Here is a 24876-nt window from a genome sequence, read left to right on the forward strand (position 1 = left end):
GCGGACCGGGCCACCGCCCTGACGCATTTAAATCTTGGCGACCTGCGTGAAGGCCAGCTCGACCGGAGTCTCGCGGCCGAAGATCGAGACCAGCACCTTGAGCTTCTGCTGCTCGGCATTGACCTCGGAGATGCTGGCCGGGAGGGTGGCGAAGGGGCCGTCCATGACGGTCACCGACTCGCCGACCTCGAAGTCGACCTCGATGACCGGCTTCACGATCGGGGTCTCGCCGGCGGCCGCGGTGGCGGCAGCGGCGGCCGGGGCGGCCTTCTTCTGCTGCGCGGCCGGGACCAGGAACTTCACCACTTCGGGAATGGTGAGCGGCGAGGGCCGCGAGGTGGCGCCGACGAAACCGGTGACACCGGGGGTGTTGCGCACCGCGCCCCAGGACTCGTCGTTCAGCTCCATGCGGACCAGGATGTAGCCCGGCAGCACCTTGCGGTTGACGTTCTTCTTCTGGCCGTTCTTGATCTCGGTGACCTCTTCGGTCGGCACCTCGACCTGGAAGATGTAGTCCTCGAGACCGAGGTTCTGCACGCGGGTCTCGAGATTGGTCTTCACCTTGTTCTCGTAGCCGGCGTAGGAGTGGACGACGTACCAGTCACCGGGCGCGCGCCGGAGCGCGGCGGTCATCTCGGCGACCGGGTCGGCCGGCTCATCGGAGAGCTCGGCGGCGGGGCGGGCGGGCTCGTCCTCCTCGGCATCGGCGGCGAACTCGCCGGCCTCCGCGTCGGCGGCGAAAGTCTCGGCCTCGTCGGCGAAGCCCTCAGCGTCGTCTTCGACGTCCGCGGTGGTCTCTTCGATCACCGCGTCATCCACCGGGAATTCCTCGGTTGTGCCGTTCTCCGGGGTGCTCACTGGGGCACTCGCTTCCTTAGTCGTCACGTAATCCTCTGCGCGCCGGGACAAAACGCCCGGCGGATGGTCCCGCTCCCCGCCTCTGCCCGGGGGCCGGTCACCGGCCGCGACGGTCAGACGCGGTCATCGTGCCGCCTAGCCGAAGAGCCAGCTGACACCCTTGATGAACGCCAGATCCAACCCGCTGATGTACGCGACGATGAAAATCACGAACACCAGGACAACGCTCGTATAGGTGACCATCTGCTTGCGGTTGGGCCAGATGACCTTGCGAAGTTCCGCGATGACTTCCTTGAGGAACTTCACCAGGCGCTTGAACGGATTGCCCGTTCCGCCTCGCCCGGCCTTCTTGTCCTTGCCGGACTGCTTGGTGGTTGCCTTGGCCGAGTCCGACGGTCGATCGATCGTCGCGACGGCGCTGGACGACGCGGCGCGCGTGCGCCGGGCGGACCGCTTGCCGCTCGGCCGAGCCACCGCGGCGGTGTCATCGCCATCTTCGTGGCGAGTGTCCCGCTCGTCGCTCACGTCGATCCTCTCTACGTCGGCATCCAGGGCAGGGGCGACAGGACTTGAACCTGCAACCTGCGGTTTTGGAGACCGCTGCTCTGCCAGTTGAGCTACGCCCCTTCGGCTGGACGGGGTAACGAGTCCAGCCACTGTTCCATTCAGTTGTACACGGGTTTTCACACAACACGCGCGCCGCTCCTCGGAGCAGCGCGCATCGGCTGGTAACCCCAGATTCCCGAGTGTACGTTACCCCGCGTGGCGATCGCCAATCGGGGTGTCGCAGCGTACCTCGGGTCGAAGGTCAGGAGAGCTGCACCGTTGCGGTGGCGCGGCCGAAGATCTTGCGCCCCTCGGACTTCGCCACGATGGCGACGACGGCGGTGCGGGTCTCCGGGTCCACGGACTTGACCTTGCCGGTGTACTCGATCTCCGCGGGACGGTCGACCGGAACGTAGACGGGGCTGGTGAAGCGGACGTTGTACTCCTTGACCGCACCCGGGTCGCCGAGCCAGGAGGTGACGAAGCCGCCGCCCAGGCCCATGGTCAGCATGCCGTGCGCCACAATGTTTTCCAGGCCGACCAGCTTCACGACATCGTCGCTCCAGTGGATCGGGTTGGCGTCGCCGGAGACGCCGGCGTAGTTCACCAGATCACCGCGGGTGAGACGAACCACGCGCGGGGGCAGTTCGGCGCCGACGATCACATCCTCGAAGCGGCGGACGTGCTTGCTCGCGACGATCGTCCCGGTGGCCGCGATCTTGACCGGCGCCGGGGGCGGCGGCACGTCGGCGCTGCCCGAGTGGTGCTCCGGACGCTCCTCCGGGCCGACGCCGTGCATGAGCACGTTGCGCACGGCGTCACCGATATTGGGATCGATGTCACCGCCGCTGCGGCCGATGAGGGTGGTGTAGGTGGTGAGCACCAGCTCGTCGTTCTGATCCACCACGTCGTTGCGGGTGACGATGATGTCGCCGCCGAAGGCCTGCCGGAAGGAGTGCAGGTAGACGATGCAGGACAGCTGGTCGCCGGCCCGGATGGGCCGGTGGAACTCCAGGATCTGGTCGGTCTGCATGATCTGGCTCAGGTCGTAGCCGGTGATCATCTGCTCGAAGAGCCTGCGCTGGGCCAGGATTCCGACCAGGGAGATGAAGGTGAGGGGGGCGACCAGCCCGTCGTGACCGTAACTCCGGGCGATGTCCTCGTCCCAGTGGACCGGGTGGTAGTCCTGCACCGCACGGGCGTACTCGCGCACCTTCTCGCGGCCGACCTCGTAGTGGTCGTCGACGCGGTAGTGGTGGCCGACCATGGAGGCGGCGTGTGCGGCGGGGTCGAAGACCTCGCTGGAATCGACCATGTCGGCCTCGGTGTCAATGTCGATGTTGATCGTCACGGCAGGAAAGTCCCTATCTGATCCCGGTACGGGATCGGGCGAGAGCGCTGAACCACCGCTATATACGCCAAATGCCGGACCGGCGCCACCGTCTCTTTCTAAGAGACTAGGTGACCTGCCGATCCGGCACTGTCATCCACGCGGTAGATCGCGCGGGTTTAAGTTAGCGAGACTCGCGGTGCGCCCGGTGGGTACCGCAGTTCGGGCAGAACTTCTTCAGCTCGAGGCGGTCCGGGTCATTGCGCCGGTTCTTCTTGGTGATGTAGTTGCGGTGCTTGCACTGCTCGCAGGCCAAGGTGATCTTTGGCCGGATATCAGTGGACTTCGCGGCCACGATTGCCTTCTTTCCGGTCAGCCTGATTGGGATATCAGTATGTAGCGATGGCCGGACTTGAACCGGCGACACAACGATTATGAGTCGTTTGCTCTACCGACTGAGCTACACCGCCATCTGTTGTCGGTACTGACGGCGGGAAGGTCCCGGGTCCTGCAACGAGAAGCCGAGTCGGTCACCACCGGCAATCCGGCGAGCCCCCTAACGGAATCGAACCGTTGACCTTTTCCTTACCATGGAAACGCTCTGCCGACTGAGCTAAGGGGGCGTGTCTGTCTTGCTCCGGTCTCTGCCGGGGCGCTGACGACTTGAACGAGATTACACACATCCTCGCCGACTATCCAAACCGGCTGGTCAACGCGGGTTTCGCGGCTACTCGACCGGGGTAATCGAGACGTCGGTGCCCGCGTCGGCCGGAGCAGGGCTCGGGACAACCGGCCGGCGTGGCCCGAAATACCAAGAGCCCCGTGGACACTGGGTCCACGGGGCTCTCTGGTGGCGGATGAAGGATTTGAACCTCCGAAGCATTACGCGGCTGATTTACAGTCAGCTCCCTTTGGCCGCTCGGGCAATCCGCCGGGGTACGCCTTGCAGCGCTCCAGCAGAATACAACGAACACACGCCCGGAATGCAAACCGGCTGGATACAGCCGTGCCGAAGGGGCTAGCGTCGGCGTGGAACATCCCGAATATCCGAGTCTCGGACAGGAGAAGAGTGTGGCGGATTCGTCGTTCGATGTCGTCAGCAAGATCGATCGCCAGGAGGTGGACAACGCCCTGAACCAGGCCGCCAAGGAGCTGAGCCAGCGCTACGACTTCCGGGGCACCGGGGCGAGCATCGAATGGTCGGGCGAGGAGAAGATCATCCTCAGCGCCGAGTCGGAGGATCGCGTCAAGGCCGCCCTGGATGTGTTCAAGGAGAAGCTGATTCGCCGCGACATCTCGCTCAAGGCGTTCGACGCGGGTGATCCGCAGGCCTCCGGCAAGGTGTACAAGATCACAGGAACCCTGGTGCAGGGCATCACCACGGAGAATGCGAAGAAGATCGCCAAGAAGATCCGTGACGAAGGTCCCAAGGGTGTCAAGGCGCAGATCCAGGGCGAGGAGCTGCGGGTCAGCAGCAAGAGCCGCGACGATCTGCAGGCGGTCATCTCGCTACTGAAGGGCGGCGACTTCGATATCGCCCTGCAGTTCGTGAACTACCGCTAGTAATTGCGGTTTCCACCAGCCATCTCCTCGAGGCGGGCGATACGGTCCGCCATCGGGGGGTGGGTGGAGAACCAGCGGGCCATCCGATCGCCGTTGCGGAACGGGTTGGCGATCATCAGGTGCGACTGCGCGGTCAGCTGCGGCTCGGGGGGCAGCGGGGCGGCCTGGGTGCCGCGTTCCAGCTTGCGCAGGGCCGATGCGAGGGCCAGGGGGTCGCCGGTGAGTTCGGCGCCGTCCTGGTCGGCCTGGTACTCCCGGGAGCGGGAGACGGCCAGTTTGATGAGCGAGGCCGCGATCGGGCCCAGCAGCGAAACCAGCAGGATGCCAATGATATTCGGGCCCTCGCCGTCCCGGCTGCCGCCGAAGGCGCCGGCGAAGAAGGCCAGGTTCGCCAGGCCGGAGATGACCGAGGCGAGCGCGCCGGCCACCGAGGAGATCAGGATGTCGCGGTTGTAGACGTGCGAGAGTTCGTGGCCCAGCACCGCGCGCAGTTCCCGCTCGTCGAGGATCTGCAGGATGCCGGTGGTGCAGCAGACCGCGGCATTGCGCGGATTGCGGCCGGTGGCAAAGGCATTCGGCGCATTGGTGGGGCTGATGTAGAGGCGCGGCATGGGTTGCCGTGCGGCCGTGGCCAACTCGCGCACGATGCGGTACATGGCCGGCGCTTCCAGCTCCGTCACCGGCTGCGCGTGCATGGCCCGCAATGCCAGCTTGTCGCTGTTGAAGTAGGCGTAGGCGTTCATGCCCACGGCCAGCACGATCGACAGGATCAGGATCGTGGGACTGCGGAACATCGCTCCCGCGAACACGATCAGCGCCGACATCCCTACCAGCAGCCCGAACGTCTTCAACCCGTTCGCGTACCCGTGCCCATGCATGCTTACCCGCCTCTCCGCGACTCTTGCCGGCAGTTGGGTGCCTTACACCAGGTCAACGAACTCGAGCCGGGTTGAAGTTCCCAGTTGTTCGACTGATCGGTTTCGGATCAGCCGACGCGTTCGATGGTGTAGCGGACCAGGTGTTCCAGGGCCTCGTTGGCCGGGCCGGCGGGCAGGGCTGAGAGTTCGGCGTGGGCGATGTCGGCGTAGCCGTGCAGCTTCTCCTTGGCCAGCACCAGGCCCCGGGAGCGGGACAGCAGGTACAGGGCCTCGTCGACCTCGGTGTCGGTCTCCAGCGGGCGGGCCAGCAGCTTGCGCAGGCGGTCGCCCTCGGCGCCCTCGTCCCGCAGGGCGTAGAGGACCGGCAGGGTGTGGACGCCCTCGCGCAGGTCGGTGCCGGGGGTCTTGCCGGACTGCTCGGACACCGAGGAGATGTCGATGATGTCGTCGGCGATCTGGAAGGCGGTGCCCACGGCGTCGCCGAGGCGGGCCAGCCGCTCCACATGGTCGCGGTCCGCGCCGGAGAAGGTGCCGCCGAAGCGGCCGGCGGCGGCGATCAGCGAACCGGTCTTCTCCCACACCACGCGCAGGTAGTGCTCGACCGGGTCCTGGGACTGCCGGGCGCCGATGGTCTCGCGCATCTGGCCGGTGACCAGCTCGGCGAAGGTCTCGGCAATGATGCGGACCGCGTCCGGGCCGAGGGTGGAGACCAGTCGCGAGGCGTGAGCGAACAGGTAGTCGCCGGCCAGGATGGCGACGCTGTTGCCCCAGCGCGAGTTCACGCTGGGCGCGCCGCGGCGCATGGAGGCCTCGTCCATGACGTCGTCGTGGTACAGGGTGGCCAGGTGCACGAGCTCCACCACGGTGCCGGCGGTGACCAGGTCGGGGCTGGTCGGGTCGGGGCCCAGCTGACCGGTCAGGATGGTGAACAGGGGACGGAACCGCTTGCCGCCGGCCTTGGCCAGGTGCAGTGCCGCCTCCTGCAGGAACTCCTCGCCGTCGGACAGCTCGGTGATCAGCAGATCCTCGACCTCGATCAGGCCCTTGCGCACGGTCGCCGCGAGCTCGGGATCGCCCAGATCCACCCCCGCGACCACGGTGCTCTCCTCGCTCACAGCTGATGCGCTCATTTCATCTCCCAGTGCCGCGTCCGACCCCACGCCAAAGAACCTAGCGTGTGGACCGATCACCCCCTATGGACACCACCGTAGTGCGACGCACGAAACACTCGCCACGCGAAACGAAACGCCCGCTATGAAGCGCAGGGCAAATATGCGCGCCCGGTGATGTGCTGCAAGTATTGATCGCATGGGTTCACCGGAACACGCGCCCGAGCAGGGGAAATCATCGGATGTTCTGCCGGCGCACGCCGAGGTCCTGGTAGTCGGGGCGGGTCCCGCCGGCTCCGCGGCGGCGGCCTGGGCCGCGCGCATGGGTCGGGATGTGCTGCTGACCGATTCGGCGGTGTTCCCGCGCGACAAGACCTGCGGTGACGGACTGACGCCGCGCGCCACCGCCGAACTCGAGCATCTCGGGCTGGGCGACTGGGTACGGGCGCACACGGTCAATCGCGGTCTGCGGATGGCCGGGTTCGGGCGGGAGGCGCTGCTGCCCTGGCCGGACGGGTCGTTCCCCGCCTACGGAAGCGCCGTTCCGCGAACCGAACTCGACGACAAGCTGCGCGAGACGGCGATCAAGTCGGGCGTGCGGATGGTGGACGGGGCCAAGGTGGTGGAGGTGGCCCGCGAGGGCGACCGGGTCACCGGGGTGACCGTCAAGACCGACGCCGGCCTGCGGGCGGTGTCGTGCGACATCCTGATCGTGGCCGACGGCGTGCGCTCCCCCGTCGGAAAGCTGCTGGGCCGCACCTGGCATCGCCAGTACGCGTACGGGACCGCGGCGCGGGCCTACATCAGGTCCGAGCGCAGTGACGACGAGTGGATCACCTCGCATCTCGAATTGCGGGATGCGAACGGGGAATTGATTCCCGGATACGGCTGGGTTTTCCCGCTCGGCAATGGCGAGGTGAATATCGGCGTCGGCTCGCTGGCCACCGAAAAGCGTCCGTCGCATATCGCTTTGAAACCGCTACTGCAGCACTATGTTTCGGAGCGCCGCGCGGAGTGGGGATTCGAGGGCGAGGCGCGGGCGGTGGCGTCGGCGCTGCTGCCCATGGGCGGCGCGGTATCGAATCTGGCCGGACGCAACTGGGCGCTGGTGGGCGACGCGGCCGGGTGCGTGAACCCGCTCAACGGCGAGGGCATCGACTACGGCCTGGAGGGCGGGCACATGCTCGCCGAGATCCTGGACCAGCCCGATCTGACCCATATCTGGCCGGAACTGCTGCGGGAACGCTACGGCCGCACCTATTCGGTGGCGCGGCGGCTGGCGGGGCTGGCCACCCACCCGCGCACGGTGCCGCTGGGCGGGCCGCCGATGATGCGGTCGAAGCTGTTGCAGCGCACCGCGGTCCGGGTGATGGGCAATCTGGTCACCGACGAGGACGTGGACCTGACCGCGCGGCTGTGGCGGGGCGCGGGCCGGGCCTCCCTGCGTTTCGACAAGATCCAGCCGTTCTCGTGAACGCCCGGCCGGTTCCCGAGGAGCTGCTGCCGCATCTGCGGCGAGCACGGGATCTGGCCGACCGGCACTACGCGGAGCCCTTGGATCTGGACAGTCTGGCGGCGGCCGCGGGGGTGTCGAAGTATCACTTCCTGCGGTGTTTCGCGGCGACGTACGGCAAGACGCCCGCGGTGTATCTGGCCGAGCGCCGGATCGAGCGGGCGCAGGATCTGTTGCGCGCCACCAATGTGACGGTGACCGAGGCCTGCATGCTCGTCGGCTACAGCAGTCTCGGGTCGTTCAGCAGCAAATTCACCGAGCTGGTGGGGATGTCGCCCTCGGAGTATCAAGCGAAGTTCGCGGCCGAGGGCGCACCCCACATCCCGGGTTGCTACGTCTTCATGCACGGTCTCTCGGATCGGAAACGCACACCATGACGCGACCCCGTGGCGGGGCCACGGGGTCGCGAGATGAATTCATTTGGGCCACAGCCTCATCGGGACGGCAGGACGTGAATGCCGGTCTTGTCCGTCGAGAGCGCCAGCGAGCTGATGTACTGGATCTCGCCCTCGGGTCCCGGGACCGCCGAGGCGATCATGTCCGGGCGCTCGAATTCCATGCCGGTGACGGCGCAGGTGAGGGTCTCGCCCGACGGGTTGCCGTGCTCGTCGAACATGGGCAGCTCGATGCCGTCGTGGTCGCGGCGCCGGTAGTACCTGCCCTTGGTGAGGATCGCGGTCAGCGGGGTCGCCAGGAACGAAACCACCACGGCCACAATGGGCGAGTACGGCTTCAGGGTCTCACCGAAGATGCCGAAGAAGGTCATGATCGACAGCACCGCCGACAGGCCGAAGCCGACCAGGCCGACCGGGTTGAAGTCGTAGAGCATGCCGCGCCGGAACTCCGGCTCCCTGGGCGAGATCTTCAGCACGTACTTGTTGATCGCGATATCCGTTGCGACGGTGACGATCCAGGCGATGCCGCAGTTGGCGTAGAAGCCGAGGATGTTGTTGAGGAAGTCGAACATGTTGGCTTCCATCAGGATCAGCGCGATGGCCAGGTTCAGGCCGAGGAAGACGATGCGGCCCGGGTAGGTCTTGGTGACGCGGGTGAAGGAGTTGGTCCACGCCAGCGAGCCCGAATACGCATTGGTCACATTGATCTTGATCTGGCTGATGACGACCAGCGCCACGGCCAGGGTCATGGCCAGCCACGACGGCATCATGTCGCGGTAGATCTCGAGGAACTGGTGCACCGGCTGGTTGGCGATGTTCTGCGCGCCGGGCAGATTCGCGATCAGGTAAACCGCCAGGAACAGGCCGACCACCTGCTTGATGGCGCCGAAGAGCACCCAGCCCGGCCCGGCCAGCAGCATCCAGCCCCACCACTTGCGGGCGTTCTCCGGGGTCCGGGGCGGCATGAAGCGCAGGTAGTCGATCTGCTCGGCGATCTGGGCGATGAGCGAGAGGCAGACGCCGGCGGCCAGCAGCGCGCCGGACAGGCTCACGCCCTTGCCGTCCTGGCCGCCGTAGGACAGGAAGGTGCCGACCGAGTCCGGGTGGCGGACCAGCAGGAAGCCGAACGGCAGCACCATCAGGATCAGCCACAGCGGGGTGGTCCACACCTGCAGCTTGGCCAGGGTGTTCATGCCGTAGATGACCAGCGGGAAGATCATCACCGTGGACACCAGGTAGCCGATCGGCAGCGGCACGTGCAGGCCGAGTTTCAGGCCCTGCGCCATGATCGAGCCCTCGAGGGCGAAGAAGATGAAGGTGAAGGAGGCGAACACGATGTTCGTCACCACCGACCCGTAGTACCCGAAGCCGCTGCCGCGGGTGATCAGGTCCAGGTCGATGTTGCAGCGCGCCGCGTAGTAGGCCAGCGGGAAGCCCGTGAGCATGACCACGATGGCGAAGATGCCGATGCCCAGCAGAGCGTTGCCGGTGCCATTGGCGATGCCGATGTTCGCGCCGATGGAGAAGTCGGCCAGGTAGGCGATGCCGCCCAGCGCCGAGACGCCGACCACCGCCGGACTCCATTTGCGGTAGCTGCGGGGCGCGAACCGCAACGTGTAATCCTCCAGCGTCTCCTTGGACGCGGCGACCGCATTGGCCGCGGGTGTTTCGACCTGAACCACCGGCACTCCTCGTTCGGGCTCGTCACGAGCTTTTTCCGATTCGAGGGTGGTCACCGAATGTTGATCTCGGCTTTCCGCTCCATTGCGCGGCTGTTACGGCAAACTCACCGAGGTTCCGAGTATGTGAACTCGGCTATCCGGACGCGAATCCGCCCGGCGCGGAAACGCGCAATTTCGGAGAAGCCCGCGCGGGCCGGCCGTCCATAGGCTCGAGGCATGACGATCATCACCAATGTCTCGCTCGTGACCGTGTACGTGACCGATCAGACCGCCGCGAAGCAGTGGTACATCGAGAAGCTGGGTTTCGTGGAGGCCAGCGATGTGACCATGGGCGACAACGGCTTCCGCTGGGTGACCGTGGTGCACCCGAACCATCCGGAGCTGGAGGTCACGCTGATGATCCCGGGTCCCCCGCTGGACGACAATCTGGCCGAGGCCATCCGGCGGTCCATGGCCAATGGCACGCACGGCGCACTGGGCCTGCGAACCGACAACTGCCAGAAGGCCTTCGAGGAACTCACCGCCAAGAACGTGGAGTTCGTCCAGCCGCCGTCGGAGCGCCCCTACGGTGTCGAAGCCATCGTCCGCGACAACTCCGGCAACTGGCTGGTCCTCGTCGAACCCCGCGAATTCGATCCGGCCACGGCCCAGTTCGGCCCGGAGTAAGCACCAGCCCCGTGGATGCGGGACCACCCCCGCATCCACGGTTTACCGAGATCAGGCGGTCTGCGCAGCGAACCAGGATTCGACGGACTTGCGCTCGCTGTTCATGACGCGCTTGAGCAGGTTCTCGACCAGCGGTTCGATGGCCCCGCCGACCAGCGGGACCTTCACGTCGACCGTGCCGGTGGCCTCGATCTCGGAACCTTCGGCGGTGGGCCGCAATTCGAACGCGCCCGCCATCTCGGTGGTGATGCCGCTGGAGCGGCCGCTGAAGCCGCCCTTGGCGACGCCGTCGGTGAGCGCTCCCCAGGTGTCGGTGCGCTCGAGCATGAGCTCGCTCTTGAGGACCTTCTTGACGATGCCGGGAATCTGATCCTCGGGCGCCTTCTCGGTCATGTGGATCTGGATGGTGCCGGGGCCGTTCGGGTGGGTGAGCTCGAGCGTGGCGGTGGTCGCCCCGGCGAAGCGGGCCTGCCACATCTCGTCATTGGTCAGTGCCCGGTGAAGCTCTTCGACCGGAACGCTGTACTGCACGGTGAAGCTGAATTTTCGGGACATGGCGAAGACCGTAGCCCAGCGATGGAATAGCCTGCTGAAGTGTCGGAAACTAGCCAGTCTGATAGCGGAGCGCGGCGGAGCGACGATCAGACACAGCGCGCTGAACAGCGGCGGGCGGTTCGGTTGCGGCGGGCTCGGATCGGGGTCGTGATCGCCGCGGCCACAGTCAGCTTCCTGGCCCTGCTGCTGGTGCTGGCGGCCTGGCGCGACGATCACCTGATCAACTCCGACAAGGGCGTGACCAGCGCCGAAGTCCTCTCGGCGGGCACGCTGCGATCCGCGGTCATCTTCGTGACGCCCGACGGCGAGACGCACAATCCGAAGACCGGGGTGCTGTACCCCACCAGACTGACCGTCGGCGAACGCATCAATGTCGAATACCGGCGGAGTGATCCCGATCTCGTACGCGTGGCGGGTCGCGATGCACGTGTCGCGATCATCCCGGCGCTGTCGGTCATCGTGGTCTCCTGGGTCGTCGCCATCCCCGCGGTGTGGTTCCTCGGCTCACCCCCGACCCGGTGGTTCCGCGGAGCGCGGACGCGGCTGCGTGCCGTGCGGGCACGATCGTCGCGGGACGCCGTCGCCGGTTAGGGTGCGAAGGTGGCGAAATTACGGCAGCGGGAATCGTTTCGGGCCCAGCTGGACAAGCAGCCGCGCGACGTCGCGTCCATGTTCGACGGTGTCGCCAAGCGGTACGACCTGACCAATTCGGTGATCTCCGTTGGCCAGGACAGGTATTGGCGCTGGGTGACGCGCAAGGCACTGGGCCTGCGGCCCGGCGAGCGGGTGCTGGATCTGGCGGCGGGGACCGGTGTCTCCACCGTGGACCTGGCCAAATCGGGCGCGTGGGTGCTGGCCGCGGACTTCTCCCAGGGCATGCTGTCGGCCGGACGGCACCGCAATGTGCCCATGGTCGCCGCCGACGCCATGGCGCTGCCCTTCGCCGACGACTCCTTCGACGCGGTGACCATCGCCTACGGCCTGCGCAATGTGGCCGACCCGGATCTGGCGCTGCGCGAGATGCTGCGCGTCACCAAGCCGGGCGGGCGGCTGGTGGTGGCCGAGTTCTCCACGCCGACCTGGGAACCCTTCCGGACCATCTACATGGAGTACCTGATGCGGGCGCTGCCGCCGCTGGCGCGCGCGGTCTCCAGTAATCCGGACGCCTATGTGTATCTGGCCGAGTCGATTCGGGAGTGGCCGAATCAGCCGCAGCTGGCGCTGCGGATCGCCGACGCCGGATGGTCCTCGGTGCAGTGGCGCAATCTCTCGGGCGGGGCCGTGGCCCTGCACCGGGCGTACAAGCTGGGCTGAGCGAAAAACCGAGTCCGGAACGCTGACCGGTGGCGTTGCTCACGGCAGCGCCCCGACCTGGGCCTCACAGTCGCGAAAAACGGCCGTGAGGTGGATTGTCATCTGGCGATAACGTTCGGTAAATCCACCGCAACCCGGGGTGGCTTAACTCGGAACCATGCCGGAACAGCCCACGCCCCCGACGAGCGCCCGGACCGCGTGCTCGTACTGCGGGGTGGGCTGCGGCATCACCGTCGAAACCAAGCCCGGCGCACACGGGTTGCCCGTGATCGCCAAAGTGAAGGGCGACAAGGACCACCCGGTCAATGCCGGGCGGCTGTGCACCAAGGGCAATACGCACGCCGAACTGATGGCCGCGCCCGGCCGCATGGAGACCGCCTACCGCCGGCCCGAACGCGGCCAGCCGCCGGTGCCCATGCCCGTCGACGAGGCGATTCACGAAGCCGCACAGCGGCTTCGCATGATTCTCGACACAGACGGACCGGACGCCATCGCCCTCTACGTGTCCGGCCAGCTGTCGATCGAGGCCCAGTACCTGGCCACCAAGCTCGCCAAGGGCCACCTGCGCACCGTGCACATGGAGGCCAATTCGCGACTGTGCATGGCCAGCGCGGCCAGCGGGTACAAATTGTCGCTGGGTGCGGACGGGCCGCCCGGGTCCTACGACGACCTCGATCACGCCGACCTGTTCTTCGTCATCGGCGCGAACATGGCCGACTGCCACCCCATCCTGTTCCTGCGCATGGCCGACCGGCTCAAGGCGGGCGCCAAGCTGATCGTGGTGGATCCGCGGCGCACCGACACCGCGGCGCGCGCCGACCTGTTCCTGCAGATCAAGCCGGGCACGGATCTGGCGCTGCTGAACGGGCTGCTGCACCTGCTGGTCGAGAACGGCGACATCGACGCCGAATTCATCGCCGAGCACACCGAGAACTGGGCGGGCATGCCCGAGTTCCTGGCCGCCTACACCCCGTCGATGGTGTCCGAGGAGACCGGCATCCCCGAGGCCGACATCCGCACCGCCGCCGCCTGGATCGGCGCGGCGGGCGAGTGGATGTCGCTGTGGACCATGGGCATCAACCAGTCCACGCACGGCACCTGGGCCAGTAACGCCATCATCAACCTGCACCTGGCCACCGGCGCCATCTGCCGCACCGGCAGCGGGCCGTTCTCGCTCACCGGGCAGCCCAATGCCATGGGCGGGCGCGAAATGGGTTACATGGGACCGGGATTGCCGGGCCAGCGCAGCGTGCTCGCCGACGCCGACCGGGCCTTCGTGGAGGCCGAATGGGGGCTGGCGCCGGGCACCATTCGCCCCGAGGCCGGGCCCGGCTCCATCGAGATGTTCCGCGGACTGGCCGACGGAAAGATCAAAGCCTGCTGGATCATGTGCAGCAATCCCGTTGCCTCCATGGCGAATCGGCGCACCGTCATCGCCGGGCTGGAGGCCGCCGAGCTGGTGATCGCCCAGGACGTCTTCACCGACACCGCCACCAATGCCTACGCCGACCTGTTGCTGCCCGCCACCCTGTGGGCCGAGGCCGATGGGGTGCAGGTGAATTCGGAACGCAACCTGACTCTGCTGCAGCGGTCGGTGGAACCGATCGGCGACGCGCGCCCGGACTGGCAGCTCATCGCGCAGGTCGCGACGGCGCTCGGCTTCCCCGGGTTCGAGTACGCCTCCAGCGCCGAGATCTTCGACGAGGTCCGGCGCTTCGCCAATTCGGCCACCGGCTACGACCTGCGCGGCATCGACTACGACGCGCTGCGAGCCGGGCCCGCGCAGTGGCCGTGCCCCGATCCGGCCCAGCGCCGCAACCCGATTCGCTACCTGAACGACGGGGTCAGCCAGACCCTGCACACCGACGAGCACGGGCACACCCCCCGACTGGCGTTCGCCACGCCCAGCCGCAAGGCCGTGTTCTGGGCGCGCCCGCACCTGCTGCCCGACGAGATGCCGGACGAGGATCACCCCTTCGTGCTCAATACCGGCCGCCTGCAACACCAGTGGCACACCATGACCAAGACCGGGAAGGTGGCGAAACTGACCAAGCTCAATGGCAAGCCCTTCCTGGAAATCCACCCCGAGGACGCCGCCCGCCTCGAGGTGCGCGCGGGCGACCAGCTCGAAATCACCTCCCGCCGCGGCCGTGCCGTGCTGCCCGTCCAGGTGAGCGACCGCGTCCTCCCCGGCACCTGCTTCGCCCCGTTCCACTGGAACGACGAGCAGGGCGAATACCTGACCATCAATGCCGTCACCAACGACGCGGTCGACCCGATCTCCCTGCAACCCGAGTTCAAGGCCTGCGCGGTCCGGCTGCGGAAGGTGGCGGTCCTGACCGCGGCGGCGCCCAATGGCACCGGCGGCGCGCCGCTCATCGCGGGCTCCGGGGAATCCGACCGGTCGGCTGCTGTCGCCCCCGGCGCCGCGAGCGGACCGCATCCCCTGGCGCTCATGCTCGGGTTGGAGACCGGTGTCGCACCGACGCTGACCGAGACCGAACGCATCTATCTCGGTGGGTATCTGGCGGCGCTGCAGAGCCTGCCGGTCAGTGGCGTCCCGGTGCTGCCCGCGACCGCGCCGATCTCGGAGCGCAGCCGGGTGTGGATCGACGGGCTGCTGGGCGGGATGTATTCGCGTGGGGCACAGCACCACTCACCAGCGCTCGACAGTGCCGTGCGCAGCAGCGCGCCGGACACCGCGGATGCGGCCACGGCTGCGGCGACGCGCACCGTGACCGTGCTGTGGGCGTCGCAGACCGGGACGGCGGAGGAACTGGCCGCCGCCCTGGCGACCTATCTGACCGATTCGGGATTCGCGCCGCGCCTGCTGGACATGGATTCCACCGAATTGTCCGACCTGACAGGTGATGTGCTGGTCATCAGCAGCACCTTCGGCGACGGCGGCCCGCCCGACAATGGCGCGGACTTCTGGGAACGCCTGAACGACAGCGCGATCCGGCTGACCGGTATGCGGTACGCGGTCTTCGCGCTGGGCGATTCCTCGTACGACGACTTCTGTGGCCACGGCCGCAAGCTGGACGAACTGTTCGAGAAGCGCGGAGCCACGCGCCTGTTGCCGCGCGTCGACAGCGAACCCGATCATGAGGACCTGTCCGCGGCCTGGTTCGACGCCGTGGCCGACGGCCTCGCCCAGATCGCGGACCACGCCGCCACGTCGGCTGGTTCGGGACCGGACGACCGTTCCGCCTGTGGAGCCGGTGCCATACCGGGCCGCGGCAGCAATCTCGACCGGTCGGGCAGCGTTACTGGGTTCGGCGGGCCCGCAGCGGGTGCCCAGGGTTCGGATGGTTCGGCCGCCAGGCTCGGCGATGTGCCGCCGGGTTGGGGTTCCCCGGGCTTCGGCCCGAATTCCACTCCCATGGGCGGTGATGACCAACACGGCGCGGCCGGGTCGGCGCGGCCGCACCGGTCCGATGCAATCACGCCGGGGCCCACCGCACCGCGGGCCGGATCCGGCACTATCACCGGCCTCGCGCCGGGGCGGCGGATTCGCGCGACCGCCGCCGCGCCTTTCACACGGAATTCGCCAGTACTGGCGAAATTGGTCCGCAATGAACTGCTTTCGCGGGACGGTTCCGGGAAAGAGGTGCGGCAGTTCGGGTTCGATCTCAGTGATCCGGAGGCCACCTACGAGGTCGGTGATTCGCTCGGGGTGCGGCCCGCGAATTGTGAAGCGCTGGTGGCGGAATGGCTGGCGGTGACCGGGCTGGAGGGGCGGCGGCTCATCGACGTCGAGGACGGCGAGCTGGCGCTGGCGGAGGCGCTGCGGACGCACTACGACATCACGCGGGTGAGCGCCGATCTGCTGTCGTTCGTGGCCGAGCACAATGCCAGCCCGCGGCTGGCCAAGCTGCTGCGCCGGGACAATCGCAATGAGCTGGACGGGTATCTGTGGGATCGGCAGGCGGTGGACGTGCTGCGCGATTTCCCCGTACGGGCCGATCTGGTGGAGTGGCTGGGCACGCTGAAAAAGCTGCAGCCGCGCCAGTATTCGATCTCGTCGAGTCCGCTGGTGAGTCCGCGCGAGGTGCAGCTGACGGTCGGCGTGGTGCGCTACGGCGATCCGGGGGCGACCGGTTCGGCGGCCCGGCGCGGCGGGGTGAGCTCGACGTTCCTGGCCGATCGCGCCCACGCCGAGGTGCCGATCTTTCTACAGCGGGCGCCGCATTTCCGGCCGCCGCTGGATCCGAACGCACCGATGATCATGGTCGGTCCGGGTACCGGCATCGCGCCGTTCCGCGGTTTCCTCCAGGAGCGCCGTGCCCTCGGCTGCCGGGGCCGCAATTGGCTGTTCTTCGGCGATCAGCACGCCAAGGACAATTTCTATTACCGCGCCGAACTCGAGGACATGTTCCGTTCGGGATTCCTGACCCGGCTGGATCTGGCGTTCTCCCGGGATCAGCGCGAGCGGATCTATGTGCAGCACCGGATGATCGAGCACGGCGCGGAATTGTGGGCGTGGTTGCGCGAGGGCGGTCATTTCTATGTGTGCGGTGACGCCGCGCGCATGGCCAAGGATGTGGACGACACCCTGCTGAAGATTGCCCGCATTCACGGCAAGCTGAGCGAGGACGGCGCGCTGGCGTTCAAGAAGCAGCTGGTGGCCGAGAAGCGCTACGTGCGCGACGTGTACTGATCCGGTCGCCCGCCCACGGCACCGGTCCGCCGATTCCGGCCTCCACAAATGTGAAACTGTGGTATTTGTAACTCGCCTGTCCAGGCTCATGCGGATGGGCGGGCCGTCACCGGGGCGGCTGCCAGGAACGCTGAGGGCAGGTGCCTTGAACCGTCGGATCAGTCGAGTCACCGGACGATTGACGGTGGCGGTGCTCGCGACCGTCGCCGCACTGGGCCTGTCGGGCGCCGCGCCCGCCGGCGCGGACGATCCCACCGCACCCGGCGTCTCGGTCCCGGACATGAAGACCGACGACGGCTCCTTCATCAAGAGCGTGGGCGTCACCGACGAGCGCCACGTCACCTTCACCGTCTACTCCGCCGCCATGAACCAGACCTTCCCGGTCGACGTGCTGCGCCCGGCGGACACCTCCGAGCCGCGCCCCACCCTCTACCTGCTCAATGGCGCCGGTGGCGGCGAGGACGCCGCCACCTGGCAATTGCGCACCGACGCACTGGATTTCCTGAGCGACAAGAACATCAATGTCGTGCAGATCATCGGCGGCAGATTCAGCTGGTACACCGACTGGCTCCAGCCCGACCGCGCGCTGGGGGTCAACAAATGGTCCACATATCTGGGCAAGGAATTGCCGCCGTTGATGACGGCCACACTGACCAGCAGTGGCAACAATGCCATCGCCGGTATCTCGATGGCCGGTCTGCCCGTACTGAATTCGGTCATCTTCAATCCCGGGCTGTTCCGTAGCGCGGCCGTGTACAGCGGTTTCTTCCAGACCATCACGCCGATGGCCCGGGAGGCCATCAAGATGGTCACCGAGCTCTACGGCGGCGGCAAGGTCGAGAACATGTGGGGTCCCGAGGGCGGTCCACTGTGGGTGGCCAACGACCCCACCCTCAATGCCGAAAAACTGCGCGGCACCAACCTTTTCATCTCCACCGGCAACGGCATTCCGGGTGCCTTCGACATGCCCGGCGCGCGCGGCCGGATGGAAGCGCCCGCGGACACCCCCAAGACCGTGGCGCTGGGCTCCCTCATCGAGGCGAATTGCGAACTGTCCACGGCGATTCTGCAGAAACGCCTGGAATCCCTGAACATTCCGGCGACGTTCGAATTCCGCAGCAGCGGCACCCACATCTGGGGCTACTGGCAGGACGACCTGAAGACCTCCTGGCCGGTACTCGCGCAGGGACTCTTCCCGAACCCGTGAACCCTTACGCCGCCGGCGGATTGAGCCGGGCGAAGTCCGGCAGCCGGTAGTACGGGTAATAGGGATAGGGCGGGGTCACCGCGCTCGCCTTGTCCAGTCGGGCGAGCTGGTCGGCCTCGAGACTCCAGCCGACCGCGCCGAGATTCTGGCGTAGCTGTTCCTCATTGCGCGCGCCCACGATGACCGTGGCCACGCTCGGCCGGCGCAGCAGCCAGTTCAGGGCGATCTGCGGGACCGTGCGGCCGGTTTCGGCGGCGATCTCGTCGAGGACGTCCACGACGTCGTAGAGCAGTTCGTCGCGCACCGGCGGGCCCGCCTCGGCTGTGGTGTGCAGGCGGCTGCCGGCCGGAAGCGGTTGTCCGCGACGGATTCTGCCGGTGAGGCGGCCCCAGCCGAGCGGGCTCCAGACCACCGCGCCCACCCTCTGATCCAGGCCGAGCGGCATCAGTTCCCACTCGTAATCGCGGCCGACCAGGGAGTAGTAGACCTGGTGCGCGACATAGCGCGGGAAGCCGTACCGGTCCGCGGCGGCAAGGGATTTCATGAGCTGCCAGCCCGTGAAATTGGAGGCGCCGACATAGCGGATCTTGCCGGAGCGCACCAGCTCGTCGAGCGCCGCCAGCACCTCCTCGACCGGCGTGCCCGCGTCGAAGGCGTGCAGCTGGAACAGGTCGAGGTGGTCGGTGCCGAGCCGCCGCAGTGAGCCCTCGACCGCCGAGATCAGCCGGGCGCGACCGGATCCGGCGTCGAACGGGCCGGGACCGGTGGGCAGCGAGGCCTTGGTGGAGAGCAGCAGATGCTCGCGGCGGCCCCGGATCGCCTCGCCCAGTACCTCTTCCGAGGCGCCGTCGGAGTAGACGTCGGCGGTGTCGAAGAGGGTGACGCCCGCGTCCAGGCTGATGTCCACCAGGCGGCGGGCCTGCCGGGCGTCGGTGTCGCCCCAGGCGGAGAAGAGTTCGCCGCGACCGCCGAAGGTCCCCGCGCCGAAGCTCAATGCCGGAACCATCAGACCCGAGGCGCCGAGCCGACGATATTCCATGACCATCACTCCTAACGGAACTAAAGTTTCATTAACTCCCGTGACGCTACACTCGTCTCGCCGCAAATGGAACTGGAGAACCGTTATGAGCCGCGACATACGCGCAGAGGGCAGCGAGACGCACGCAGCGGACCATGCCGACCCGACCCCCGGCTCGGTCCGCCCGGGCGGGCGCACCGCCCGCGTCCGCGAGTCCGTGCTGCGCGCCGCGGGCGATCTGCTCGCCGAACGCGGCTTCGCCACCCTCGATCTGGCCGAGGTGGCCGCACTCGCCGAAGTCGGCAAGACCACCGTCTACCGCCGCTGGCGCACCCCGGCGGGACTGGTCGCCGACCTGCTGGCCGACATGGCCGAAACCTCACTCCCCCACAGCGATACCGGCAGCCTGCGCGGGGACCTGCTCGCCAATGCGCAGCTGGTCGGGAAGACGCTCACCGATGCCCGGCAGGGCCGCCTCTTCCGGGCCGTCATCGCCGCCGCCACCAGCGACGACACCGCCGCCGCGGCCCTGCGCGCCTTCTACGACACCCGGCTGACCGAATGGTCCCCCTGCGTCGAGGCGGCCGTCGCGCGCGGCGAGGTCCCACCCGGAACCGACCCGCGCGCAGTGCTTTCCGCCGTCTCGGCCCCGCTCTACTACCGCCTGCTGGTCAGCGGGGATCCGGTCGACGAGAGGGCCGTCGACGTCGCCGCCGAGGCCGCCGCACTGGCCGCGGAGCAGGGCGTATTCGCTTCCGGCACAACCGAGCACGCGCACCGGCTGCCTCGATAGCCATCCCACGGCCCACCCCGCGGCCGCCCGCACGCACCACCCCTCGCCGTGCCTGCGGGTCGCCGTTTCCCGCCCGGTCAGTCCGCCGTCCAGGCCGGATCGCGGCCGGTCAGTCCGACCACGCGATCGACGAGCGGCGCCTCGGCCGGGATATCGACAACCGGCCCGAAGAGCCCGGGCACCCCTGCCCGCGGGGTGTCACGGAGGAAGCCGAGCAGCACCGCCAGATCCGACTCCGCTGGGGCATAAGGCTGTCCGACCGCCCGGGCCAGGTCCCAGCCATGGATCACCAACTCGTCCAGAGCGAAGATCGCCATCTGCGGGGCGGGCGCGAGCACGCTGCCGGCGGCGGCTTCGAGGTCGAATTCCGGTGTGGTCATGGTTCCTCGCGGGGACATGCCGAACCAACGGTGCGGCCCGGTCATTGATGGAGACGGCGCGGCCCGGCGGAATTCATCGCCGCCGCGCGCACGAGGCCCGGCGAGCGCCCGGAATGTGCTTGCAGCGCTGCGCCGCAACCGGTTCGTTAGGCGGTATCAGCGGCGAAAGACGCTGGTAGGGAGGAGAATTGATAGATGAAAGGTGATCGCGTGGAGATCGTCGTCGACACCGGCGACGGGTCTCGGAACTACGAAATCATGGCGACCAGAGCGGGCCGCCGCGTCGAGACCCGCATTGCGCGGGGAATCGTGGAGGTCAGCGAAGTGACTCGAACCGGCGGGCCGGTCCGCACGGCCCGGTTCATGGCGGGCCGGGTACTGGCTCTGGTCGAGTACCCCGCGGACGACGCGGCGCTGCCCGGCGAGTGATGCCGGCCCGGTTGCCGAGCAGGATGAAGACGGGTTGCCGAGCTGGTGAAACGGGAGCATTCTCGAAGTGCCCGACTGCACGGCCCGCCCACCCCGGCAGAGAGGAGCAAGCGATGATCGATCGCATCGACGCAGTGCCCGAGGCCGACTATGTAGAGCAGAGCACCCCCGCCAATCCGCTGGACGAGGTGAACCCCGAGACGCTCGAATCGGACTCCGAGATCACATCGCTGCCCGCTGGAGACAGTGGCTGGACCGCCTCCGAGGGGGATCTGGTCGAGCAGGCGATCCCCGTTCCCATGGACGACGACTACGAATCGGACGCCGGCACCGAGTACTGACCGGCGCCGTTCGCGCCCAAGCTAATTCGACACGCCCGCCCGCATGGTGGCGTGCAGCTCCCGCAGGCTCGACCGCTCGGTCGCGACCTCGAGTACCCGAATGCCGTGTGCGCTGCTGGTCAGCTCGATGGCCAGCTGCCCGGGATCGACCTGGCGGTGTGGAACGCGGTAGGCGGCGCACAGCGCGGCCAGATCCATGCCGTGGGGGGTGCCGAAGACCCGCTCGAACACGCCCGCGTACTGCGGATCGCCCTGCTCGAGCAATTCGAAGATGCCGCCGCCGTCGTCATTGGCGACCACGATGGTGAGGTCCTGCGGTCGCGGCTCGCCCGTGCCGATGAGCAGGCCGGACGCGTCGTGCAGGAAGGTCAGGTCGCCCATGAGCGCGACGGTGCGGCCCGGATGGGTGAGGGCCGCGCCGACCGCCGCCGAGACGGTGCCGTCGATGCCGGCCACGCCGCGGTTGGACAGCACCCGCACGCCGCGCCGCGGCTCGGAGACCAGCGCGGCGTCACGCACCGGGTTCGAGGCGCCGAGCAGCAGCTGGTCACCGTCGTGCAGGGCGTCCATCACCACGGAGGCGACATGCAAACCGGTCGGCTTCGGGTGTCCGGCCAGCTTCGCGCGCACCACGGTGACGGCCTTCTCGTTCAGATCCCGGCACAGCTCCAGCCACTCCGGCCGCGGCGCGCCGTGGGTGACCGCGCGGGTACCGGTGCCCACCACATTGCCGGACACATCGGGCCAGCGCGGGCCGGTGGTCAGCGCGTACACCGTGATCTCCGGGTCCGACAGCACCCGCGACACCTGCCGGTGCAGGGTGGGCCGGCCGGTGATGATCGCCTGCCGGGGCTGCAGCAGCGGCAGCGCCAGCGGATGCAGCGCCGGGCCGTGCATGGGAGCGGTGGGTTCGGCGACCGTGGGCAGGGCCGCGAGTTCGGGCCGATGGCCCGCGCCGTGACCGGAGATGACCAGGGTGTCCGGGGTCAGGTCGATGTTCAGCGGGACGTCGAGGGTCGCGTATTGCGTTGCGGTCCAGGGCTCTTCGTGTTGCCGGCCCGGAGGCAGCGAGTCACCGGCGGCCAGGTCCGGTACCAGCGGTTCGCGCAGCGGAATGTCGAAGTGCACCGGCCCGGCATTGCCGGAGCGGGTGCCGCGGGCGGCGGCCAGCACGCGGCAGACCGCGGAGCGCCACACGCTGTTCTGCTTCGAGTACAGATCGTCGCCGGGCTCGGACTCGGCCAGCCCCAGGCTGATGGCCGCGCGCACCTGGCTGCCGAAGAGACCGAACTGCTCGACGGTCTGGTTCGCCCCGGTGCCGAGCATCTCGTACGGGCGGTTGGCGCTCAGCACGATCAGCGGGATGCGGGCGTAGTTCGCTTCGAGGACGGCCGGGCCCAGATTGGCCACGGCGGTGCCGGAGGTCATGACGACGGGCACCGGGCGACCGCTGGCGGCGGCCAGGCCGACGGCCAGGAAGCCCGCGGAACGCTCGTCGATGCGCATGTGCAGCCGGATCCGCCCGGCCTGGTCGGCCGCCTGCAACGCGAAAGCCAGCGGCGCATTTCGCGACCCGGGGCACAGGACGACATCCCGCACTCCGCCGCGCGCGAGCTCGTCGACGACGACGTGCGCCTGGGCTGTCGAAGGATTCACACCTCCAGCCTCTCAGACAGCCGCCCGTCCCGCTCCGTCGGCCCGCTCACACCCGTGTTATTAAGTTAGGGTTTGCTAACCTAATCCAATGGCGAAGCGCAGCAAGCATGTCAAGCCCGAGCACCGCGAGATCCTCACCGCGGAGGTCCTGGCCAGCAAACGGATCAGCCCCCATTTCGTCCGCGTCACCCTCGGCGGCCCGGACCTGGCGGGATTCACCGCCATGGGCTACGACCAGTGGTTCCGGCTGTTCATGCCGGGACGCGACGGCAACCTGCGCCTGCCCACCTCCGCGAGCAACCTCGGCTGGTTCGCGCAGTACCTGATGATGGGCAAGGAACACCGTCCGCTGGCGCGCAACTACACGGTGCGGGATTACCGAGCCGCCGGTTTCGGGGAGTTCGGCAGCACGGCCGAGATCGACATCGATTTCGTCTCACACGGTGACGACAGCCCCGCCTCCGCGTGGGCGAACAGCGCCACACCCGGCTGCCAGGTCGGACTGCTGGACGAGGGCATCACCTATCAGGCTCCCGACCGCAGTGATTGGACACTGCTGGTGGGTGACGAGAGCGCGCTACCCGGCATCGCGGGCGTGCTGCGGTCGCTGCCGCGGGACGCCAGGGGCGCGGCGTATCTCGAGCTTCCGTCCGCCGAGGACCGGCAGGAACTGGGCGAACCCGCAGGCGTGCAGGTGAACTGGCTGGTCCGCACGGATCCGCACGGCGAAATCGGCGCACTGGCGGCGGAGGCCGTGCGCGGGGCGAACCTGCCCGGTGCGGGCGTCTACGCCTTCGTCGCGGGTGAGCAGAAGCTGGCCGCGGGAGTGCGGCGGCATCTGGCGCAGGAGCGCGAAATCCCCAAGGCGAACATCACTTTCACCGGCTACTGGCGAGCGGGCAAGTCTCAGGGCTGAACCGGCGCACGGAGCCGGAAAAAGGCGAGTGCCCCCGAACCACCTCGGCGGGCATTCGCTGTCCACGGGCGGCAGCACCGCGGACCGTGACTGTTCGCGGCCCCTCGCCGGGCCGCGAACCGGTCGGCCTAATTAACCAGCGTGCTTCTGCACCAGGTCACCCAGGCGCGGAAGGGCCTCGGCGACATGCTTCTTCGCCGACGAACGCATGGAGTTGTAGACCTTGGTCAGCGCCGGGCGCGACGACGCCTCGGCCCGCGCGTCGGTCACCGACAGCAGCGCGTCGGCCACCTCGTCCTGCTTGGAGACCAGCAGATCGGCGAACGACCCGGCGCCACCGTTCTTGTACTCCGCCCAGAACGGCTCCAGCTGCTCGACGAACTTGGGCGCGAAGGACTCCAGCGCGTCACTCACGATCGAGGGGCTGACCTTCTTGATCGCGGCGTAGCCGCCCTTGACGACCAGGCCCGACGCGCCGCCCTTGTCCGACACCTCCTCGTCCAGAACCTTCTCCGCGTCGGCGATGAAGGCCGGACGCTTGGCGTCATCGAGCAGGGATTCAGACAGTGCTGCAACCACTTTCAGGTTCCTCCGGATAGTTTTTCGATGAACGAGCGCACGCAACTATACGCACCGGTGTCCCCGCACACACGATGCCAATGCGCTGCTACTGCCTCAGCAGCAACAGCACTGTAAGCCCTCCGCAATCGATTGGCAGCGTTTCACTTTCGGTTACCGATCGGTCGGAGTTCTCTCCGTACCAATAGCAAGCGTCCGATCGAGCCTCGGGCAACCCCGCCCGCTAACAATCAGCGCGCTTGTCGGATGGCCGAATTCCGCCGCCTGTATTCCGGAGTGACGCGCAGAACGCGGCGCCGAACTGCGGTGGGTCTGCACCACGCCGGGAACCGGAACAGTATGTTCACTCCCGTGACCTTCAATGCGACGCTGTGGCGGCCCGTCCCGGGATTCGAGAACCTCACCGACATCACGTACCACCGGCACATCGAGCAGGGCACGGTTCGGATCGCCTTCGATCGCCCCGAGGTACGCAATGCCTTCCGGCC

General features: G+C 67.7%; 24 protein-coding genes, 4 tRNA genes and 1 pseudogene. 13 read left to right on the forward strand and 16 right to left on the reverse strand.

Translation table 11 applies throughout. The features are described from left to right. Nucleotides 1–27: 27 nt before the first annotated feature. The 8 genes from nusG to ACFXHE_RS41520 all read right to left on the reverse strand — a co-directional run bounded on the left by nusG (nt 28) and on the right by ACFXHE_RS41520 (nt 3667). Nucleotides 28–858, reverse strand: a complete 831-nt coding sequence (nusG, locus tag ACFXHE_RS41485) for a transcription termination/antitermination protein NusG (protein ID WP_379390812.1) — start codon at nt 856–858, stop codon at nt 28–30. A gap of 135 nt (nt 859–993) precedes the next feature. Then, complete coding sequence (gene secE, locus ACFXHE_RS41490) at nt 994–1383, reverse strand: preprotein translocase subunit SecE (RefSeq protein ID WP_379390814.1); 390 nt, start codon at nt 1381–1383, stop codon at nt 994–996. Between the two features lie 29 nt (nt 1384–1412). Then, nucleotides 1413–1485, reverse strand: a tRNA-Trp gene (locus ACFXHE_RS41495). A gap of 181 nt (nt 1486–1666) precedes the next feature. Then, nucleotides 1667–2719, reverse strand: coding sequence for a fused (3R)-hydroxyacyl-ACP dehydratase subunits HadA/HadB (locus ACFXHE_RS41500; RefSeq protein ID WP_379390848.1), 1053 nt, complete (start codon nt 2717–2719; stop codon nt 1667–1669). Nucleotides 2720–2918: 199 nt separating this feature from the next. Beyond that, on the reverse strand, nt 2919–3089 hold the full coding sequence (rpmG, locus tag ACFXHE_RS41505; protein WP_029925945.1) for a 50S ribosomal protein L33: 171 nt from the start codon (nt 3087–3089) through the stop codon (nt 2919–2921). A 42-nt stretch (nt 3090–3131) separates the two neighbouring features. Next, nucleotides 3132–3204: transfer RNA gene (locus ACFXHE_RS41510), tRNA-Met, on the reverse strand. Between the two features lie 80 nt (nt 3205–3284). Next, nucleotides 3285–3357 (reverse strand) — tRNA-Thr (locus ACFXHE_RS41515). Nucleotides 3358–3582: 225 nt separating this feature from the next. Further along, a tRNA-Tyr gene (locus ACFXHE_RS41520) sits at nt 3583–3667 on the reverse strand. A 138-nt stretch (nt 3668–3805) separates the two neighbouring features. Here ACFXHE_RS41520 and ACFXHE_RS41525 point away from each other — a divergent pair. Beyond that, nucleotides 3806–4297, forward strand: coding sequence for a YajQ family cyclic di-GMP-binding protein (locus ACFXHE_RS41525; protein WP_354850771.1), 492 nt, complete (start codon nt 3806–3808; stop codon nt 4295–4297). Here ACFXHE_RS41525 and htpX read toward each other — a convergent pair. Together htpX and ACFXHE_RS41535 are read right to left on the reverse strand one after the other, a co-directional pair. Further along, entirely contained in the window at nt 4294–5175 is an 882-nt protein-coding gene (htpX, locus tag ACFXHE_RS41530; protein WP_364625579.1) for a zinc metalloprotease HtpX, read from the reverse strand. The two genes, ACFXHE_RS41525 and htpX, sit on opposite strands and share 4 nt — an antisense overlap. A 107-nt stretch (nt 5176–5282) precedes the next feature. Next, complete coding sequence (locus ACFXHE_RS41535; protein WP_354850777.1) at nt 5283–6305, reverse strand: polyprenyl synthetase family protein; 1023 nt, start codon at nt 6303–6305, stop codon at nt 5283–5285. 178 nt (nt 6306–6483) lie between these two features. On the opposite strand from ACFXHE_RS41535, the gene ACFXHE_RS41540 reads away from it, so the two are divergent. Both ACFXHE_RS41540 and ACFXHE_RS41545 read left to right on the forward strand, forming a co-directional pair. Next, complete coding sequence (locus ACFXHE_RS41540; protein ID WP_379390817.1) at nt 6484–7758, forward strand: geranylgeranyl reductase family protein; 1275 nt, start codon at nt 6484–6486, stop codon at nt 7756–7758. Continuing rightward, nucleotides 7755–8174, forward strand: coding sequence for a helix-turn-helix transcriptional regulator (locus tag ACFXHE_RS41545; protein WP_379390819.1), 420 nt, complete (start codon nt 7755–7757; stop codon nt 8172–8174). The genes ACFXHE_RS41540 and ACFXHE_RS41545 overlap by 4 nt, the downstream gene beginning before the upstream one ends. A gap of 56 nt (nt 8175–8230) precedes the next feature. Here the strand turns inward: ACFXHE_RS41545 and ACFXHE_RS41550 are convergent, their stop codons facing one another. Then, nucleotides 8231–9880 carry a purine-cytosine permease family protein gene (locus tag ACFXHE_RS41550; RefSeq protein ID WP_379390850.1) on the reverse strand — a complete coding sequence of 550 codons (1650 nt, stop codon included), beginning with the start codon at nt 9878–9880 and terminating at the stop codon, nt 8231–8233. Nucleotides 9881–10096: 216 nt separating this feature from the next. Here ACFXHE_RS41550 and ACFXHE_RS41555 point away from each other — a divergent pair, with 216 nt between their 5' ends. Then, complete coding sequence (locus tag ACFXHE_RS41555) at nt 10097–10540, forward strand: VOC family protein (RefSeq protein ID WP_379390852.1); 444 nt, start codon at nt 10097–10099, stop codon at nt 10538–10540. A gap of 51 nt (nt 10541–10591) precedes the next feature. On the opposite strand, the gene ACFXHE_RS41560 is transcribed toward ACFXHE_RS41555, so the two are convergent. Continuing rightward, entirely contained in the window at nt 10592–11095 is a 504-nt protein-coding gene (locus ACFXHE_RS41560; RefSeq protein ID WP_379390821.1) for a DUF2505 domain-containing protein, read from the reverse strand. Nucleotides 11096–11218: 123 nt separating this feature from the next. On the opposite strand from ACFXHE_RS41560, the gene ACFXHE_RS41565 reads away from it, so the two are divergent. From ACFXHE_RS41565 to ACFXHE_RS41580, 4 genes are all read left to right on the forward strand, one after another. After that, nucleotides 11219–11686: a DUF3592 domain-containing protein gene (locus tag ACFXHE_RS41565; protein ID WP_379390823.1), complete on the forward strand. Its 468-nt coding sequence runs from the start codon at nt 11219–11221 to the stop codon at nt 11684–11686. A 9-nt stretch (nt 11687–11695) separates the two neighbouring features. Next, nucleotides 11696–12409 (forward strand): demethylmenaquinone methyltransferase, encoded by a 714-nt coding sequence (locus ACFXHE_RS41570; RefSeq protein WP_379390825.1) that lies wholly within the window; start codon nt 11696–11698, stop codon nt 12407–12409. Nucleotides 12410–12566: 157 nt separating this feature from the next. Beyond that, nucleotides 12567–17069 (forward strand): molybdopterin-dependent oxidoreductase, encoded by a 4503-nt coding sequence (locus ACFXHE_RS41575; RefSeq protein WP_379390827.1) that lies wholly within the window; start codon nt 12567–12569, stop codon nt 17067–17069. Nucleotides 17070–17253: 184 nt separating this feature from the next. After that, nucleotides 17254–18276 (forward strand): alpha/beta hydrolase, encoded by a 1023-nt coding sequence (locus ACFXHE_RS41580; protein WP_379390829.1) that lies wholly within the window; start codon nt 17254–17256, stop codon nt 18274–18276. Between the two features lie 4 nt (nt 18277–18280). On the opposite strand, the gene ACFXHE_RS41585 is transcribed toward ACFXHE_RS41580, so the two are convergent. Beyond that, nucleotides 18281–19315, reverse strand: coding sequence for an aldo/keto reductase (locus ACFXHE_RS41585; protein ID WP_379390830.1), 1035 nt, complete (start codon nt 19313–19315; stop codon nt 18281–18283). A gap of 85 nt (nt 19316–19400) precedes the next feature. Between ACFXHE_RS41585 and ACFXHE_RS41590 the strand changes: the two genes are divergently transcribed. Then, the gene (locus ACFXHE_RS41590; RefSeq protein WP_379390832.1) at nt 19401–20087 is read left to right on the forward strand and encodes a TetR/AcrR family transcriptional regulator; all 687 of its coding nucleotides are present in this window, start codon (nt 19401–19403) and stop codon (nt 20085–20087) included. A gap of 77 nt (nt 20088–20164) precedes the next feature. Here the strand turns inward: ACFXHE_RS41590 and ACFXHE_RS41595 are convergent, their stop codons facing one another. Continuing rightward, complete coding sequence (locus ACFXHE_RS41595) at nt 20165–20467, reverse strand: hypothetical protein (RefSeq protein ID WP_379390834.1); 303 nt, start codon at nt 20465–20467, stop codon at nt 20165–20167. Nucleotides 20468–20662: 195 nt separating this feature from the next. On the opposite strand from ACFXHE_RS41595, the gene ACFXHE_RS41600 reads away from it, so the two are divergent. Further along, the gene (locus tag ACFXHE_RS41600; RefSeq protein WP_379390836.1) at nt 20663–20896 is read left to right on the forward strand and encodes a hypothetical protein; all 234 of its coding nucleotides are present in this window, start codon (nt 20663–20665) and stop codon (nt 20894–20896) included. 113 nt (nt 20897–21009) lie between these two features. Beyond that, nucleotides 21010–21237: a hypothetical protein gene (locus tag ACFXHE_RS41605; protein ID WP_379390838.1), complete on the forward strand. Its 228-nt coding sequence runs from the start codon at nt 21010–21012 to the stop codon at nt 21235–21237. Between the two features lie 21 nt (nt 21238–21258). Here the strand turns inward: ACFXHE_RS41605 and menD are convergent, their stop codons facing one another. Continuing rightward, nucleotides 21259–22893 (reverse strand): 2-succinyl-5-enolpyruvyl-6-hydroxy-3-cyclohexene-1-carboxylic-acid synthase, encoded by a 1635-nt coding sequence (menD, locus tag ACFXHE_RS41610; RefSeq protein ID WP_379390840.1) that lies wholly within the window; start codon nt 22891–22893, stop codon nt 21259–21261. 88 nt (nt 22894–22981) lie between these two features. Between menD and ACFXHE_RS41615 the strand changes: the two genes are divergently transcribed. Beyond that, complete coding sequence (locus ACFXHE_RS41615; RefSeq protein ID WP_379390842.1) at nt 22982–23809, forward strand: siderophore-interacting protein; 828 nt, start codon at nt 22982–22984, stop codon at nt 23807–23809. A gap of 132 nt (nt 23810–23941) precedes the next feature. Here the strand turns inward: ACFXHE_RS41615 and ACFXHE_RS41620 are convergent, their stop codons facing one another. Then, nucleotides 23942–24388 carry a DUF6918 family protein gene (locus ACFXHE_RS41620; RefSeq protein ID WP_379390844.1) on the reverse strand — a complete coding sequence of 149 codons (447 nt, stop codon included), beginning with the start codon at nt 24386–24388 and terminating at the stop codon, nt 23942–23944. Nucleotides 24389–24739: 351 nt separating this feature from the next. Here ACFXHE_RS41620 and ACFXHE_RS41625 point away from each other — a divergent pair. Next, nucleotides 24740–24876: pseudogene (locus tag ACFXHE_RS41625) on the forward strand (1,4-dihydroxy-2-naphthoyl-CoA synthase); the annotation flags it as partial.

Source organism: Nocardia sp. NPDC059229 (genome assembly GCF_042754165.1).
Classification (GTDB): domain Bacteria; phylum Actinomycetota; class Actinomycetes; order Mycobacteriales; family Mycobacteriaceae; genus Nocardia.